Raw genomic sequence first — 15,266 nt, 5'->3', positions numbered from 1 at the left:
ATTCCGAGTGAAATGGAGGATACAGGGTTCGAACCTGTGACATCCTGCTTGTAAGGCAGACGCTCTCCCAGCTGAGCTAATCCTCCATTGTACATATCGCCATAAGACAACTATATTACTTTATCATGACCTAAAACCCTTGTCAACGGTATTCAGATACATTTCTTTGAAAAAATAATACTTTTATTTAGGCGATACGAGACAAAATTAGATAATTGATAATTCCTTTAATTTGGCATCAACCATCTTTAAAACGTGTGCCTGGGCATCTTGATCTTCAACAAAATTGTATTTGTCACCATCAATGGCCAACTTAGGGCTTTTATCATACTTGTCGAACCATTCTGAATAGCGTTGATTCAAGCTTAAGTAGTATTCATACAGACTTGGATCTTCATTAATTTGTTCGTATGAACGACCCCGTTTTTTGATGCGTTCTAGCATCGTATCAAATGAAACTTGGACGCAAATCAGCAAGTCTGGATTCTTCTTTTGTGGTACTTCGGGTAATTCTTCCATCATATTTTGCACAAGGGATTCATGAATTTCAGCTTCCGTTGAAGTTGCTCGTCCAAGGTCCGCGTTTAGCTTAAACAACAATGGATCTTCGAAAATTGACCGATCCAACACATCAGTTGGATTAGATGAGGCATTTTTAATTTCCTCTAGTCGTTTATTTAAAAAATACATTTGGAGTAAGAATCCATATTTCTTTGGATCTTTATAAAATAATGGCAAAATTTCATTGTCATCAACGGATTCATAGAAGGCTTGGCTATGTAAATGATCAGCCAGCATTTGTGTCAAGCTGGTCTTACCAGCACCAATTGTTCCAGATAATACAATCATATTCATTCTCCTCGTTCAAATAAGTCCGAATATAATTGTATCATCATATTTTAGCTTCAGAGGTTACTAGATTGTTACAAAACCAAAAACAGCGACAGACCGCTGATTAGCGACCTATCACTGTAGTTAATTATTCTTCAAATGATTCTGATTTAGTTTTAGGTGTCAAATCCACTTCTTTTAATGGAATGACGTGTGTCTTGTGACGAATTTTGTAGTAGAAATACAAGACGGCAAATAATGGCACACTCATATAAGTAATTCCAATTTTGGCCCAGTCGAGTTTTGCAAAGGCAGTTAAGTCTTGACCCACAATGACCAACACACACAATACTAAGGCTAAAATAGGCCCTAATGGGAACCAAGCAGCGTGATATCTCAGTTCACTGACCGAATGGCCCTGAGCGATGAAAGCACGCCTGAAACGCAAATGAGAGATTGCTATCCCTAACCAAGCAATGAATCCAGTTAACCCACTAGCGGCAATTAAGAATTCATAAACGCGAGGTCCAAAGATTCCTGTTAAAAAGGTTAATGCTCCAATAATGGTAGTTCCTAACACGGAATACATAGGAATTCCACGAATGTTGGTAATTTTGAAAATCTTAGGTGCATATCCTTCTAATGATAATGAATACAACATCCGGGCTGAAGCATACAAACCAGAGTTGGCTGAAGACACCACGGCGGTTAAGATAACTGCATTCATCACACTAGCAGCAGCGGCTAAACCGGCACGCTTAAAGACCAATGTAAATGGACTCATGGCGATATCAGCTTCAGATGAACCCAGCAAGTTGTGACTAGTATATGGAAGCACACAAGCAATCACGAAAATTGATAAGATATAGAAAATCAAAATCCGCCAAAAAGTTGACTTGATAGCCTTGGGAATACTAGTTTGTGGATCTTTTGATTCTCCAGCCGTGATTCCGATTAATTCAGTTCCTTGGAACGAGAATCCAGCAACTAAGAAGACTCCCAGCATTGGCGCTAACCCACCAACGAATGGGGCTTGTTTGTACGTTAAGTTTGAAAAGCCAACTGGTTTACTACCACCCAAAATGCCGACAATAATGAATAATCCGACAATTAGGAAAATCACCACGGTGACAATTTTAATGATGGCCATCCAATACTCAGCTTCCCCAAAGGTACTAACCGAAAGTGCATTAATGGCGAAAATTAAGATTAACGTGATCAAACTAAATATCCAACTAGGAACATGAGGCAACCAGAAGTTGACCACAACCCCCGCTGTCGTTATTTCTACGGCAATCGTAATTGCCCAATTAAACCAATAATTCCAACCCATCGCAAAACCTAGTGCCGGATCCACGAATTTGGTTGAATATGCTGCAAACGAACCGGTCAATGGCATATAAGTTGCCATTTCACCTAAACTGGTCATCAAGAAGAAAACCATCATCCCCATAATTGCATATGCGACTAGTGCTCCACCAGGACCTGCTTGATGGATAACCGAGCCACTCGCGATGAAGAGCCCGGTTCCGATTGAACCACCCAACGCAATCATTGAGAGATGCCTCGTCTTGAGTCCACGCTTAACTTGGTTGTTACCTGAATCTTGTGTTGCCATATTGAATCTCCTCCTTGTGCTACATACCACATTACCTGTTTGATCTAAAAGAGAGAGAATTGACATAAAATAAAAAAAGATCTCTTTGTTTGTCACGCAAACAAAAAGACCCCTATTCTTCCGGTCAAATCGTCGACAGCGCCCCGCAAATATTTTTGCGACAGTCCCTGATTTATTAGACCAGGGCCCAACAGACAACTAAAATAAGTAGTCATCCATTTCGGCATGGCACCCTTTCAACAGCTCTACGACGCTCATTCGTCTAAAGCCATCTACTGATGAGTCACGCGACCTCTTCTTTCGATATGACAAATATTATACACCATTCAGGCGAAACCTCAATAGCTTAAACGATTTTCAAGTTATCTAATAATTGTTGGCGAAAATCTTCTGGTGAGCTAATGCTTTCATTCCAGTCAATTTTCGGTACCTGCGACACATGCAATAAATTCAATAATAATTCATTCACACTGTGTTGTTTCAATGCCGCAACCCATTTTTCATCGGCTTCATCAAAAACTTGACTGATGATTTTATTACCATCTTTCACATATGAATGTATATCGGCAAAGACATTGTCAATAATGCCAGTTGGTCGATAACTTTGAATTTCACCTTCAACCGCCGTCACTAACTCATACATGGAAATTTGACTCGGTAAGCGACTGACCGTAAAACCGCCATTCGTCCCCGGAACCGAATGTACGATTTTACCCACGACTAATTTACGCATGATTTTTTTTAAATAACTAGATGATCCACCCAGACGGGTATGAATCAATTCCGACGATAGCGGTATATCTTGTTCTTGTGTCGCGAGTAACGTCAAAATGCACGCCGCCTGTTCGACTTTCTTTGTGAGTTTCAAAATGACCCCTCCATAGTTTATCAATCATTTAACATTGATTCAGACAAATAAAAATACTCTAATTGTTCATCAAATTGATCTTCACTCAGGTAACGCGGTACTTTCTTAGCTTGAAATCCCATGCGTTTCAATAACGCTTGTGATCGGACATTATCTGAATGTGCACCCGCATAAATACCAACAAAATCTGTCTCTTCAAAATACGCACTGATCAACTGTCGAAGTGCTTCGCTCATTAATCCTTGTTGCCATGAATCACGACTCAATACAAAGCCAATTTCGCACTCAAACTCTGAATACACATAGTTTAATAAATACATCCGGTAAAACACAACTAATCCGACCGCATTTCCCGATTCTTTATTTCGCAAAATATAAATTAATGAGTTTTGGGTCTTAACTAACATCGTTAAACCCATTAATTTTTCTGGCCGTGTCTCCGGTAACCGTAAGCCACTCATTAAATTGAGTTCTTGATCCTCAAACATATCTGCGACATCTGTGACATCGGTTAGCGCAAAACGATTAATTAATAATCTATTGGTCTCATACGTATCTTGCATTATAATAGCTCCTAGACAAATCTATTTTTACGAGGTACTTCAATGAATATACAAACTATCCCACTGGCAGACGATAATTACCAAACATCCGCCTCATTAACTACTTATTTTACTGACAATCAATCACAGGTTCAACCCGCTTTAGTATTTGTTCCAGGCGGTTCATATACCCATATTAGTTTGCCAGAAGCCGAAAAAACGGCCCTATATTTTGCCGAACATGGTTTTCGCTGTTTTATCCTGCGTTATAGTTTCGTGAACGAAAAATCACCTTTGCTACCAAGTCCGTTAATTGAAATTGCTAAAAGTCTCAAATTAATTCGCCACCAAGCCACCGAATGGCAAGTAGACCCTGACAAAATTGTCGTGATGGGCTTTTCAGTTGGCGGCCACTTAATAAGCTTGTACAACAATTTTTGGCACGCCCCTTGGTTAGCTGAGGCAGCCGGGGCAACTAGTGCTGAAATGCAACCCAACGCCGTCATCCTAGGTTATCCAGTCATTGATTCACAACTTGGATTCCCAAACTCAGCTGAAGTTGAAGCAAGTTGGACGGATGATCCAAGTTACTACGCTGCTCAAAAGCATGTGCACAGTACCAATGCGCCAACCTTTCTTTGGGCCACTGATGATGACCCACTGGTTCCCTCAATTAACTCAATTGAGTACAGTCTGGCCCTTTCAAAACAACACGTCCCTCAGGAATTCCACTTGTTTCATCACGGTCCCCACGGCTTAAATTTAGCGACTGAAGCTACCGCCAAAGATGATGCTCATGTGCAACCACACGTCGCTCACTGGACCACGTTAGTGCTGGAATGGTTAGCTAAAACGATTTAAAAAATGAGATTGAAGCCTAGTTATTTAGCTTCAATCTCATTTTTGTTTAAATATAATTTTTAATCGTCTGCACCTGGCATCACGATTGCCGCCACAATATAGATTAATCCGAGGGGGAAAAATCCGGTAAAGACCATTGCTGTGGCATAAATAATTCTCACAATCGCTTTATCCCAGCCATAACGCTCGGCAAAGCCTCCGCAAACTCCGGCAAGTACTTTATCTCTAGAACGATGTAATTTGTCCATGGCGCACCTCCAGTAAATTAGTTAGCTGTCCTTAGTTAAAGCATAGCACAACCACCGAACGCGTCCAAATATTTAAATCTCTGAATTAGAGACGAACTTCCATTGTTTTAAAATTGGCGCTAACCACACATACAACCATTCCGATACTTGCAACCAGGCATAAGCCAATAAAACGGCTGCAATCGTATCACTTGGGTAATGTGCGAAAAGATAAACCCGTGAAATAGCGAGTAAAATCAAGAAAATCACGAGGATAGCTTCCAAAATAAAGCGTCGTAAGCTACTTTGAATCAGTGGCACCACGATAATAAAGATGATGGCAATCACCAAAAACATACCAAAGACGTGACCACTTGGGAAACTATAACCGTCGTCACCCTTTAAATGCTGAACCGGACGGGCACGTTTCACAATTGCTTTTAAAATGTAAGCTACAATATCTCCGCCAACAATTGTTCCTAACGCCCACAATGCCGGAATTTTATACTTAAATCCCCATAGCAAGAAGGCAATAATAAAGGTATACACAATCGCCAGCTTCGGCTCTCCAAGGAACGTCACAATCGTCATTAATTTATCACGAAAGTTAGTTTGCGTTGTGGTAAAAAATCCTTGAATTAACGAATCACACAGTTGAAACACCACTGAGTTAAACATGACTAGGCACGCAAGGATAATCACGAACACGCCTGACCACAGGAATCTCTTAATTCTATCTTTGTCTTGTTCAATGAACATGGTTTGTTCCCCCAAATAATTAGTTGTCTCTATCTTAGCATACGTACCAAGGTAATCTTTCTCAACTTTTGATTAAATTCACATTTTTTTGATTACTTCAGTCCGAAAATAAGTTGAAAAGCGATGATACATTTCACCTAGCACAAATCCCATTGCCAATGCACCCGCAATGACAATCACTTGCACGCAAAATGACCACGCGGTTTGCGTATGGCCAATCGCAAAGTTTCTGACCATCTGATACGACTGCCCACCAGGAACAAAGGATACCAGACTCGGAATATTAAAAATCATCATTGGCATTTTTTTATACTTAGCGGCATACAAACTCGCCACACTGATTAAAAAGGCCGCCACTAAGTTACCAAACGCAATTCCAACACCTAGATGGCTCAGTGCAAGGTAAACACCCCATGAGCCCGCGCCAATTAAACCAGCAACGTTAAAGGCTTGATGCGGAATGTTCATAATGATTCCAAAACAAATCGTTGCGACGTACGCCATAATTAGTTGGAAGATCATATTATCAAGTATCATTATCTTCCTCCTAAATAAAGTTCAACACGACGACAATGCCGCCTGCGATTGCAACAGCTGAAATTAAAGCTTCAAACGCTCGTGCTGGTCCACTGATTAAATTACCGCTGACCAAGTCACGAACTGCGTTGGTAATCGGCACGCCAGGAACCAGGGGCATGATACTACCGATAATAATATTATCAAAATGTACCCCTAGCCCTAATTTAACCGCAACTAACGCTAAAATACCAATCACAAACGATGAAAAAAATTCACTTAAAAATTGCACTTGAAATTTATGATTAAAAAAGTAAAAAATGGCAAAGCCAATTCCGCCAATTACAAAGCCAGCGGGTGCATCGACATACTCGTGAGTAAAAATAATCAGTAAGACCGCACTCAACATTGCTGCCGCTAAAAAACGGACGAGAAATGAAAAAGTCGGCGTATCATTATCAATTCGATCTAGCAACCGCACTAATTCTGGTAAGTCAATTTCTTGTTGGGCAAATTGACGAGACAATTGATTAACTCGTGCCACCTTATCCAAATCGATGGAACGATGTTCAATACTCGCCACCTGCGCATTGGGATGGTTATCAATCGAGATTACAATCCCTGTCACTGTCACAAACATTTGTGCGTTAACTACGCCGGCATTATAAGCAATGCGCTGCATCGTATCAATCACCCGCGCCATTTCGGAACCATTTTCAATTAATATTCGTCCGGCCTGTAGACAGGCATTTAAAATATGGGTCTGTTTTTCAAAACTCATGTCCATGTAATCTCGCCACCTTTATTGTTATTCTAACCTTGCCTATTATGCACTATCTAAACGTGGTTATTCAACATAAAACCACAAAAAAACTCCCAGAACCGGACGGCTCTGGGAGATAAGATTTAATTTAAAATTAAGCCTTGTTTACGTTAACTGCTTGTGGTCCACGGTCACTTTCTTCTACGTCGAAAGTTACTGATTGGCCTTCATCAAGAGTCTTGAATCCGTCACCTTGGATAGCTGAGAAATGTACGAATACATCGTTGCCATCTTCGCGAGTGATAAAACCAAAGCCCTTATCTGCGTTAAACCATTTTACTGTTCCTTGTTCCATGTTGAAAATCCTCCTGTGCAATTGCACGTACGTTTTTTTGTAATTCATGCTCCGGTGCAAATTGGGGATATTCCAAACAATGAAACGATCGAACCAAAATTACCTTACTTAAACTACAAGATTTAGTATAGCATACCAATTTTTAAAAAGATACCTACAACTCACTACTTTATTAAGAAAACTAAGATTTTTTAATGTTTTATCAAATCGCCATCCAATTTAGCTTTATTGAACGAAAATATTGTGCGCAGCTTTGAACGAAATGCTGATTTCTGTCTCATCTGCGAGTCGTTTTACAATAACTGGCCCCTCAAATGGTTCATGTCTTAAAACAATCACTTTGGTGTTCGCGCTGACACCTAAATTATGAAGATAAGTTAACAGATCGTGATTATCAATAATTCTAGTAATCGTGATTTCTTGACCGTCTTCAATATCGGCTAAAACAATATTGGAACTTTCTGGATAATCACCGTTTTCATCAGGAATTACACCACCATGAGGACAAAACTTGGGTTTGCCAAGAAAATCATATAAAGCATCGGCGAGTTTGTCGCTCGTTTGATGTTCGAGTACTTCGGCTTCGGAATGGACATCGGCCACTTCATATTTTAAATCATCAACTAAAAATGTTTCCCATAGTCGATGCTTGCGCACCAATTCAATGGCTAATTGATGGCCCAATTGAGTTAAGGTAATCCCCGCATAAGGTTCATGAATCACTAACTTTTCTTCGACTAACTTGGTAATCATTTCTGTAACTGAGCCAGCGGCCACGTCTAACCCGAGAGCAATTTCTTTATTTGAAATTTTACGTTCTGTGCCACCCAGTTCAAAAATAATCTTGATATAATCTTCTTTCATTGGTGTCATAAGCTTGTTCCGTGACTCTCCTTAAGTGTTTTAAAAATAATAATCGTGGTGATATGTAATTGAGATATTGAATTCAAGTTGCAAATAGCATATCATAATATTTAAGTTAGGACTACCTAAAAATAATTTCAATATACATAATATTCTATTGAACCAACAATGTACATATAAACAACTTATTAATGGGGTGGATGTGGTGGATGAAGAGATTTCAGGTAAACGGTTTTTATGGGTAACGGTACTTAATTTAATTATTACTATAGTAGAAATCCTGGGTGGCTTGGTGTCCGGTAGTTTAGCACTGCTATCTGATGCGTTTCACAATTTAGGTGATTCATTATCCATCTTGCTCGGTTACTTTGCCCAATTAATCGGGAAGCGTCCCGAAACTGAACGGCAAACGTTTGGCTACCGCCGGGCTGAAATTCTCTCAGCCTTTCTCAATGCCTTATTTTTAATTATTGTTTCCGTGTTCTTATTGATAGAAGCCGTGAAACGATTCTCCAGTCCTTCCACAATTGATGGACCAGTGATGCTGGTTGTCGCTATCGTTGGACTACTCGCCAACTTAGTGTCCGCCCTCTTACTTCATAAGGGCAGCGAAGGCAGCTTAAATATCAAAGCTACCTATCTACATGTCCTGAGTGATTCCTTATCATCAGTCGGCGTAATTATCGGTGCTTTGATTGTCACAATTTGGCATATCGACTGGGTCGATCCAGTCTTAACCATTGGTGTGGCCGTCTTCATTTGTTTTGAAGCCTGGCCCATCGTGAAACAAACGATTACCATTTTAATGCAAGCATCCCCCAAGCTCGATTATCTCGCCATTCAAAATGATATCGTGGCAATTGATGATGTCATCTCAGTTCATCATATTCATGCGTGGATGATTGATGAACATCGGATTATCTTTTCCGCTCACATCAATGTGCTAGATTTACCGATTAGCGAAGTTGAACCCATCTACGCCGAAATTGAATTGTTATTAAAAGAAAAATACGGTATCGGTCATGTCACCATTCAAGCCGAAGTAGCGCGCGGTTTAGACGAAGAACTGTTTAATACTCCCGGTGACACAAATACGGAAAATTAAAAATGGACTGTAATACAAAACATTAGTTTTGTATTACAGTCCATTTCATTTCAACAAGCAAATCACTCATTAAACAGTTTGTTTTGCTGCTTGTTTTTCTTCATTATTAATAATGGTTACCATTGGAATGATGACTGGCCGGCGACCAGTTTGGGCATAGAGAAGTTTTTGCAAACGACTCACAATTGTCCGGTTCAAAGCACGTTCATCAATCTTCTTCCGACTCTTAAATGTATTTAAGATAGCCCAGAAGACTTCATGGTTGGCGGCTTTAATTAATTCTTGTGATTCGTGCATGTACACGAACCCACGTGAGACAATGTCTGGTCCAGCGACAATTTGATGGTTTTTCAAATCAACCACTGCAATTGCAGTCACGACCCCTTCTTCTGAAAGAAGACGACGTTCGCGAATTTCTGGATTTCCGACACTATCACCAACATCACGACCATCGATGTAAACATCCCCGGCTGTATCAATATGATCAGCAATGCGTGCAGTATCCTTGGTTAAGGCCAACACATCCCCATTTTCCATGGTGAAGCGATTTTCCTTAGGAATACCAGTTAATTCAGCCAATTTGGAATGAACTTCCAACATTCTAAACTCACCGTGAATTGGCATGAAGAACTTAGGCTTCATCAAACGGAGCATCAATTCTTGTTCTAGTTGACCACCATGACCTGACGCATGGATGTTATTCAAGTAACCATGAATAACCGTAGCGCCCGCTTCATCCAATTTGTTAATTAATTGGTTAACACTAGTTGTGTTACCAGGAATTGGATTACTTGAGAAGACCACTGTATCACCAGGTTGAATGGTGATTTGACGGTGAGTTCCGGCAGCGATGCGGCTCAAAGCTGCCATTGGTTCCCCTTGCGAACCAGTACACATAATCAAAACCTTTTCAGGTGGATATGAGTTGATTTCATTAGGATCAATCAACACTTCCTCTGGAATGTTCAAATAACCTAATTCTTGTCCGGCAGCAATTGCATTTTCCATGCTTCGGCCAACTACGGCAATCATGCGGCCTTGGCGCATTGCTTCATCCGAGGCTTCTCGTAAACGATAAACGTTTGAGGCAAAGGAAGCGAAAATAATCCGGCCTTTAATTTTTTCAAAGACGCGACGAATATGCACGTCAACCCATTGTTCTGACTTTGAAAATTCAGGTCGTTCTGCATTGGTACTATCTGACGCCAATAACAAGACGCCATTTTCACCCAAAGCAGCCATTTTTTGTAAGTTAGGTGATGGTAACCCACCAACAGGGGTCAAATCAAACTTGAAATCACCAGTTTCAACAATGGTTCCTTGAGGTGTATGCACCGCAACTCCTAAGGCATCAGGAATTGAGTGGGTCGTACGGAAAAATGAAACTGACATTTTGTTAAATTTCAGAATCGTATCTTCTTGAACTTCAATTAATTCAGCATTGCGAAGTAAATGTTTTTCTTCTAACTTACCTTTAATTAATGACAAGGCAAATGGACCCGAATAAATGGGAACATTGACTTGTTGTAAGAAGAATGGCAACCCACCAATATGATCTTCGTGACCATGGGTGATAACAATTGCCTTAATTTTATCTTTGTTTTCGACTAAATAAGTATAGTCTTGGATGACATAGTCAACACCCAAAAGTTCGTCTTCAGGGAATAAAACCCCGCAGTCGATGACAATAATTTCGTCTTGAAATTGCACACAGTACATGTTTTTCCCGATTTCTCCGAGTCCACCGAGTGCGTAAAACGCAACTTCATTGTTGTTAATATTTAATTTTTGCATATCTATCTAGTTCCTTTTTTTGTTTTTTATTATCTATATGTATTCCGTTTTTTGTCACGAATAACTGCTATGTTCCCAATATTAAAATGGTCTCCGCCTATTTTTTAATACGCAAAATATACTTTGTAGTGCTCCCAATCAATTTAAAATATGAAAACTTCATTTATTTATCCGCTCGTTCGTTACTTTCCAGTATATCATAACGTTTTCTAAAATGGTACTGCCCACAACTCAATGGATAAGAAAAGCAACCAACCGGAATGAGTGATTGCCTAAAGTATCTTATTTGTCATCGACTAAATGCATGGTGACCCCATCCAAATCGACAATTGCTACTAACTTTTTACCTGGTTGGTCTTCCACCGGCCCCATGTTAACAGCTGGTTTGCCATCAATCTCATCTATAGAAACAAACCGTTCCACCATTACTTTACGTAAAACCGAAATGGTTTCTTTTTGTTCATTAGCCTTTTTGACCGCAACCGGCAAGGTGTAACCCTCATCCAAAAAGTATTTGATCATCCGCACGCGTGACAGTGTCGCCATCGAATACTTACGATTTTGGCCCGTTTGGATTTGAATCGGATGAATATAGCCTTTACTTTCCCAATAACGCAATTTACTTTGAGAAACTTGTGTAACCCTTGCCAAGTCACCAATACCAAACTGCATCATTTTTTGATCAAAGACTTCTTTTAATTGTGTTGGAACTTCAATCAACTTTTTACTTCCTTTCGAATTCTAATAGTGGTATTGTATCAAAGTTGTTTTCATTTTGATAATTTATATGAACTCAGTATATATTTTCTCACAGTATTGTCAAGTTATTTGACAAAGTTAAAAAATGAGTTTAAAGTAACAAACATGGAAATTTAGAAAAGAGGTATTTTACGTTGGCAAAAAATGTAGACGTTAACGGAAAGCCTTATAGTCGTGGAGTTTTAATTGCTCTTCTATTAGTAGGTGTTTTCTGTACAGTATTAAATCAAACAATCTTAACCACTGCGTTCCCAGCCTTAATGAAGGCATTTGATATTAACACTTCAACTGTTCAATGGTTAACCACTGGATTCTTGATGGTTAATGGAATCATGATTCCTGTTAGTGCATTTCTAAGTGCTCGCTTCCCAACCAAATGGTTATATATTGTAGCCATGAGTATTTTCGAAGTTGGTACAATCATGGCCTGGGTCGCTCCTAGTTTCCAAGTGCTCTTAGCTGGACGTTTAGTTCAAGCTGTCGGTGTGGGAATTACGATGCCTTTAATGCAGACCATTATGTTAAGTATCTTCCCTGCAAATAATCGTGGGTCAGCCATGGGGATGGCCGGTATTGTTATCGGACTAGCTCCTGCCCTTGGACCTACATTGTCTGGGTGGGTGATTGATAACTTTACTTGGCGTGACCTATTTGGAATGATTGTTCCAATCGTCGCCGTAGTCATTATTTTAAGTTTCTTCTTTATGAGAAACGTTATCAAAACCACTAATCCCAAACTCGATATTTTATCATTGCTATTATCAACTGCCGGTTTCGGTAGTTTACTTTACGGCTTTTCATCAGTTGGTACGGATGGATGGACTAGCGTCACCGTTCTTTCAACCATTATCATTGGTGTGGTCCTCATTTTATTCTTTGGTTATCGTCAACTACACGTCAAAAATCCATTCTTGGAAATTCGTGTGTTCAAATCAAAAGAATTTACAATTGCAACAATTTTAAGTTCTGCCGTCATGGTTGCCATGGTGGGTGCAGAAATGATTTTGCCACTTTACCTTCAAAATGTTCATGGTATGTCAGCCTTCCATTCTGGATTAGCGTTACTACCTGGTGCATTGATGATGGGAGTTATGAGCCCAATCACTGGTAATTTATTTGATCGATATGGTGCAAAGCGTTTGGCCTTAACAGGGATGATTCTGTTAACGGTTGCCACTATTCCATTCATCTTTATCACTCGTAACACGCCAACGATGTACATTACCATGTTTTATGCGGTTCGGTTGTTTGGTATTTCAATGGTTATGATGCCAACAACAACTGCTGCGATGAACTCACTATCAATGGATATGATTTCTCACGGTACGGCTGTTAACAACACCACTCGTCAAATCGCTAGTTCAATGGGAACTGCCGTCTTAGTTTCTGTTTTATCAAACGTCACGACGAACAACATGCCAGCTAAGAGTTTACTCAAAGCTACGCCTTTTGATTACAAGATCAAAGCGGTGGATGCAGTTATGAATGGTTACTCAGCAGCATTTATCATTGCGGTGGCCTTTAGTGTCATCGGATTGATTGTAGCCTTCTTCTTAAGTAGTAACAAAAATCGAGTAAAAGTTACACTCGAAGCGAAAGGAGATACTAAATAATGGTATTAATCACATTAGTAATCGGTGCAATTGCCTTCTTCATTGCCTTTATGTTCACCTTTAAGCCAGCTAGCCGCATTGCAGCGTTGCTCATTTCAGGGATTGTACTAATTGGTTCAATCGTTCTCATGGTTGCCAATTATTCAAATCATTTCGGGATGGAAAAGAAAACTGTTATCACTTCGACAGAAATATACTCAGCTTCAAATTCAGATACCATGCCTATGATGCTTTATAAAAAAGTTGGTACCTCTGGTAAAAATAATGTTTATGTATACAACTTAAAATCGACTCAAAAGACTCCAAATCATACCAAAGCTGACGAATATACTTCTAACAAAGTAAAAACCACTAGCGATGGTACAACAGCCACAATGCAAACCAAAACCACTCGTTGGGTTTGGAAGAGCGACTTTTACAAGAATCTCTACATGTGGTCAGGAATGAATAACACAATCGTTAAGCGCGTCAACACCTTCACATTGCCAAAAACTTGGGTCACCCTTTCGACCACTCAATCCGCAGCTTTGAAAAAGGAAATGGCTAGCATGACAACCGAACAACAGGCCGCAAGCAAAACTGCTGGAACACAATATGTGACCCAAGCAGTGACTGCTGCCATGGCTAAGAATCCAACGATGTCAACGACCGAACAAGGTCAAATTGCTAAACAAGCACAAGCTGAATATTCTTCTCAAGTGCTCAAACAAGCGATTGCTTCAATAAAATAATCATTTAAGATAATTCCCCAATTATTTTGAGTCAAAAAACGAGACTTCCTCAAGTCTCGTTTTTTTTAGTCTCAATTTTATCAGTCAACTCGTGTTTAAGCTTTTAGGGAATTGATATTTTGATGGATTAAATCAATAAAGTATTTACTGGCAATCGGCAGGCTATTATCATCTTTTTTAATGATACCGACTTTTCGATATAAAGTGGGCTGTAATGGCTTTAAATCCACCTGATAATTGGTTCCCTGTAAAACCAATTCAGGTAAAATACTCACTCCGAGGCCTTCTTGTACCATCATCGCCACTGTATCATCATCGTGAGCCCAAATTTTCACATCTACCTCCAGTTGCTGTTGACGAAACGCTTCTAACGGCTCACTGAAATTACCTTCTTCAATTAACAGTAATGATTCGTGCTGCAAATCTTGTAAAGTGACCGACACTTGTTGGGAGAGACGATGATGTTTGGGCAAAACTGCGACAAATTTTCCTTGAACCACCAATTCACTTTCATAACCACTGGGCGCATCGGGACTAATGAAACCAAAATCTACTTCCCCATTACTGATCCATTGGGTAATGGTTGTGTAATCGCCTTGATGAATCACAAATTTCACCTTTGGATACTGAGCTTGAAATTGTTTGATAATTTTAGGTAACCAGTGGCGTGAAATGCTAGCATAGGCCCCAATCCGTACCACGCCAGACTCCAAATGATTAATTTGCGTCACTTTTTCACTCAATAATACTTGCTGGGTTAATAATTTTTGAATAAATGGATAAACTTCTTCACCTTCGGGCGTCAATTGCACCCCCCGTTTTGATCGATATAACAATTTGATTGACATCTCTTTTTCGAGCGATGAAATCATCTGACTAATGGCGGACTGAGTATAGCCTAAAATTTCGGCAGCTTTGGTAAAACTACCGACTTCAATGATTTTTTGGAACGGAGCAAGGAAACACGTTCTTTCAAGGACGTGATGGATTGCTCTTTTTTATTGCCCGAAGGGCTATTGTAGATGGTGTTAATAAAAAGTGCTATAATTACTAGTATGAA

17 protein-coding genes, 1 tRNA gene and 1 riboswitch are annotated in these 15,266 nt (G+C 39.7%); of the genes, 4 read left to right on the top strand and 14 right to left on the bottom strand.

The window, feature by feature from the left end; genetic code table 11:
• Nucleotides 1-13: 13 nt before the first annotated feature.
• The 5 genes from FFM59_RS00090 to FFM59_RS00070 form a co-directional block, all read right to left on the bottom strand.
• Nucleotides 14-86 (bottom strand) — tRNA-Val (locus FFM59_RS00090).
• 121 nt (nucleotides 87-207) lie between these two features.
• Nucleotides 208-849 (bottom strand): deoxynucleoside kinase, encoded by a 642-nt coding sequence (locus FFM59_RS00085; RefSeq protein WP_137601037.1) that lies wholly within the window; start codon nucleotides 847-849, stop codon nucleotides 208-210.
• Nucleotides 850-979: 130 nt separating this feature from the next.
• Nucleotides 980-2,449: an amino acid permease gene (locus FFM59_RS00080; RefSeq protein ID WP_137601036.1), complete on the bottom strand. Its 1,470-nt coding sequence runs from the start codon at nucleotides 2,447-2,449 to the stop codon at nucleotides 980-982.
• A gap of 128 nt (nucleotides 2,450-2,577) precedes the next feature.
• Nucleotides 2,578-2,754: riboswitch (Lysine riboswitch) on the bottom strand.
• Between the two features lie 41 nt (nucleotides 2,755-2,795).
• On the bottom strand, nucleotides 2,796-3,317 hold the full coding sequence (locus FFM59_RS00075) for an RrF2 family transcriptional regulator (RefSeq protein ID WP_137601035.1): 522 nt from the start codon (nucleotides 3,315-3,317) through the stop codon (nucleotides 2,796-2,798).
• A 20-nt stretch (nucleotides 3,318-3,337) separates the two neighbouring features.
• Entirely contained in the window at nucleotides 3,338-3,880 is a 543-nt protein-coding gene (locus FFM59_RS00070; protein WP_137601034.1) for a GNAT family N-acetyltransferase, read from the bottom strand.
• Nucleotides 3,881-3,922: 42 nt separating this feature from the next.
• On the opposite strand from FFM59_RS00070, the gene FFM59_RS00065 reads away from it, so the two are divergent.
• Nucleotides 3,923-4,720, top strand: a complete 798-nt coding sequence (locus FFM59_RS00065) for a lp_1002 family arylesterase (protein ID WP_137601033.1) — start codon at nucleotides 3,923-3,925, stop codon at nucleotides 4,718-4,720.
• A 59-nt stretch (nucleotides 4,721-4,779) separates the two neighbouring features.
• Here FFM59_RS00065 and FFM59_RS00060 read toward each other — a convergent pair whose 3' ends face one another.
• The 6 genes from FFM59_RS00060 to FFM59_RS00035 form a co-directional block, all read right to left on the bottom strand.
• Entirely contained in the window at nucleotides 4,780-4,968 is a 189-nt protein-coding gene (locus FFM59_RS00060; protein WP_137601032.1) for a PspC domain-containing protein, read from the bottom strand.
• Nucleotides 4,969-5,040: 72 nt separating this feature from the next.
• A complete protein-coding gene (locus FFM59_RS00055) occupies nucleotides 5,041-5,706 on the bottom strand; it encodes a phosphatase PAP2 family protein (RefSeq protein ID WP_137601031.1) in 666 nt (221 codons plus the stop codon).
• Between the two features lie 78 nt (nucleotides 5,707-5,784).
• Entirely contained in the window at nucleotides 5,785-6,243 is a 459-nt protein-coding gene (locus FFM59_RS00050; protein ID WP_137601030.1) for a threonine/serine exporter family protein, read from the bottom strand.
• A 10-nt stretch (nucleotides 6,244-6,253) separates the two neighbouring features.
• Complete coding sequence (locus FFM59_RS00045; RefSeq protein WP_137601093.1) at nucleotides 6,254-7,003, bottom strand: threonine/serine exporter family protein; 750 nt, start codon at nucleotides 7,001-7,003, stop codon at nucleotides 6,254-6,256.
• A 136-nt stretch (nucleotides 7,004-7,139) separates the two neighbouring features.
• A complete protein-coding gene (locus FFM59_RS00040) occupies nucleotides 7,140-7,340 on the bottom strand; it encodes a cold-shock protein (RefSeq protein WP_137601029.1) in 201 nt (66 codons plus the stop codon).
• Between the two features lie 225 nt (nucleotides 7,341-7,565).
• Nucleotides 7,566-8,213, bottom strand: coding sequence for a metal-dependent transcriptional regulator (locus FFM59_RS00035; protein WP_137601028.1), 648 nt, complete (start codon nucleotides 8,211-8,213; stop codon nucleotides 7,566-7,568).
• A 196-nt stretch (nucleotides 8,214-8,409) separates the two neighbouring features.
• Between FFM59_RS00035 and FFM59_RS00030 the strand changes: the two genes are divergently transcribed.
• Nucleotides 8,410-9,309, top strand: coding sequence for a cation diffusion facilitator family transporter (locus FFM59_RS00030; protein ID WP_137601027.1), 900 nt, complete (start codon nucleotides 8,410-8,412; stop codon nucleotides 9,307-9,309).
• A 69-nt stretch (nucleotides 9,310-9,378) separates the two neighbouring features.
• On the opposite strand, the gene rnjA is transcribed toward FFM59_RS00030, so the two are convergent.
• Complete coding sequence (rnjA, locus tag FFM59_RS00025) at nucleotides 9,379-11,103, bottom strand: ribonuclease J1 (RefSeq protein WP_137601026.1); 1,725 nt, start codon at nucleotides 11,101-11,103, stop codon at nucleotides 9,379-9,381.
• A 282-nt stretch (nucleotides 11,104-11,385) separates the two neighbouring features.
• Nucleotides 11,386-11,823, bottom strand: coding sequence for a MerR family transcriptional regulator (locus tag FFM59_RS00020; RefSeq protein ID WP_137601025.1), 438 nt, complete (start codon nucleotides 11,821-11,823; stop codon nucleotides 11,386-11,388).
• 173 nt (nucleotides 11,824-11,996) lie between these two features.
• Here FFM59_RS00020 and FFM59_RS00015 point away from each other — a divergent pair, with 173 nt between their 5' ends.
• Together FFM59_RS00015 and FFM59_RS00010 are read left to right on the top strand one after the other, a co-directional pair.
• Nucleotides 11,997-13,475 carry an MDR family MFS transporter gene (locus tag FFM59_RS00015; RefSeq protein WP_137601024.1) on the top strand — a complete coding sequence of 493 codons (1,479 nt, stop codon included), beginning with the start codon at nucleotides 11,997-11,999 and terminating at the stop codon, nucleotides 13,473-13,475.
• The gene (locus FFM59_RS00010) at nucleotides 13,475-14,206 is read left to right on the top strand and encodes a DUF4811 domain-containing protein (RefSeq protein ID WP_137601023.1); all 732 of its coding nucleotides are present in this window, start codon (nucleotides 13,475-13,477) and stop codon (nucleotides 14,204-14,206) included. The genes FFM59_RS00015 and FFM59_RS00010 overlap by 1 nt, the downstream gene beginning before the upstream one ends.
• Nucleotides 14,207-14,301: 95 nt before the next feature.
• On the opposite strand, the gene FFM59_RS00005 is transcribed toward FFM59_RS00010, so the two are convergent.
• Nucleotides 14,302-15,144 carry a LysR family transcriptional regulator gene (locus tag FFM59_RS00005; RefSeq protein WP_225420258.1) on the bottom strand — a complete coding sequence of 281 codons (843 nt, stop codon included), beginning with the start codon at nucleotides 15,142-15,144 and terminating at the stop codon, nucleotides 14,302-14,304.
• Nucleotides 15,145-15,266 lie beyond the last annotated feature (122 nt).

Origin of the sequence: Paucilactobacillus nenjiangensis, from assembly GCF_005405445.1 — a bacterium.
Classification (GTDB): Bacteria; Bacillota; Bacilli; order Lactobacillales; family Lactobacillaceae; genus Paucilactobacillus; species Paucilactobacillus nenjiangensis.
This window is presented reverse-complemented; position numbering and strand designations above follow the sequence as displayed.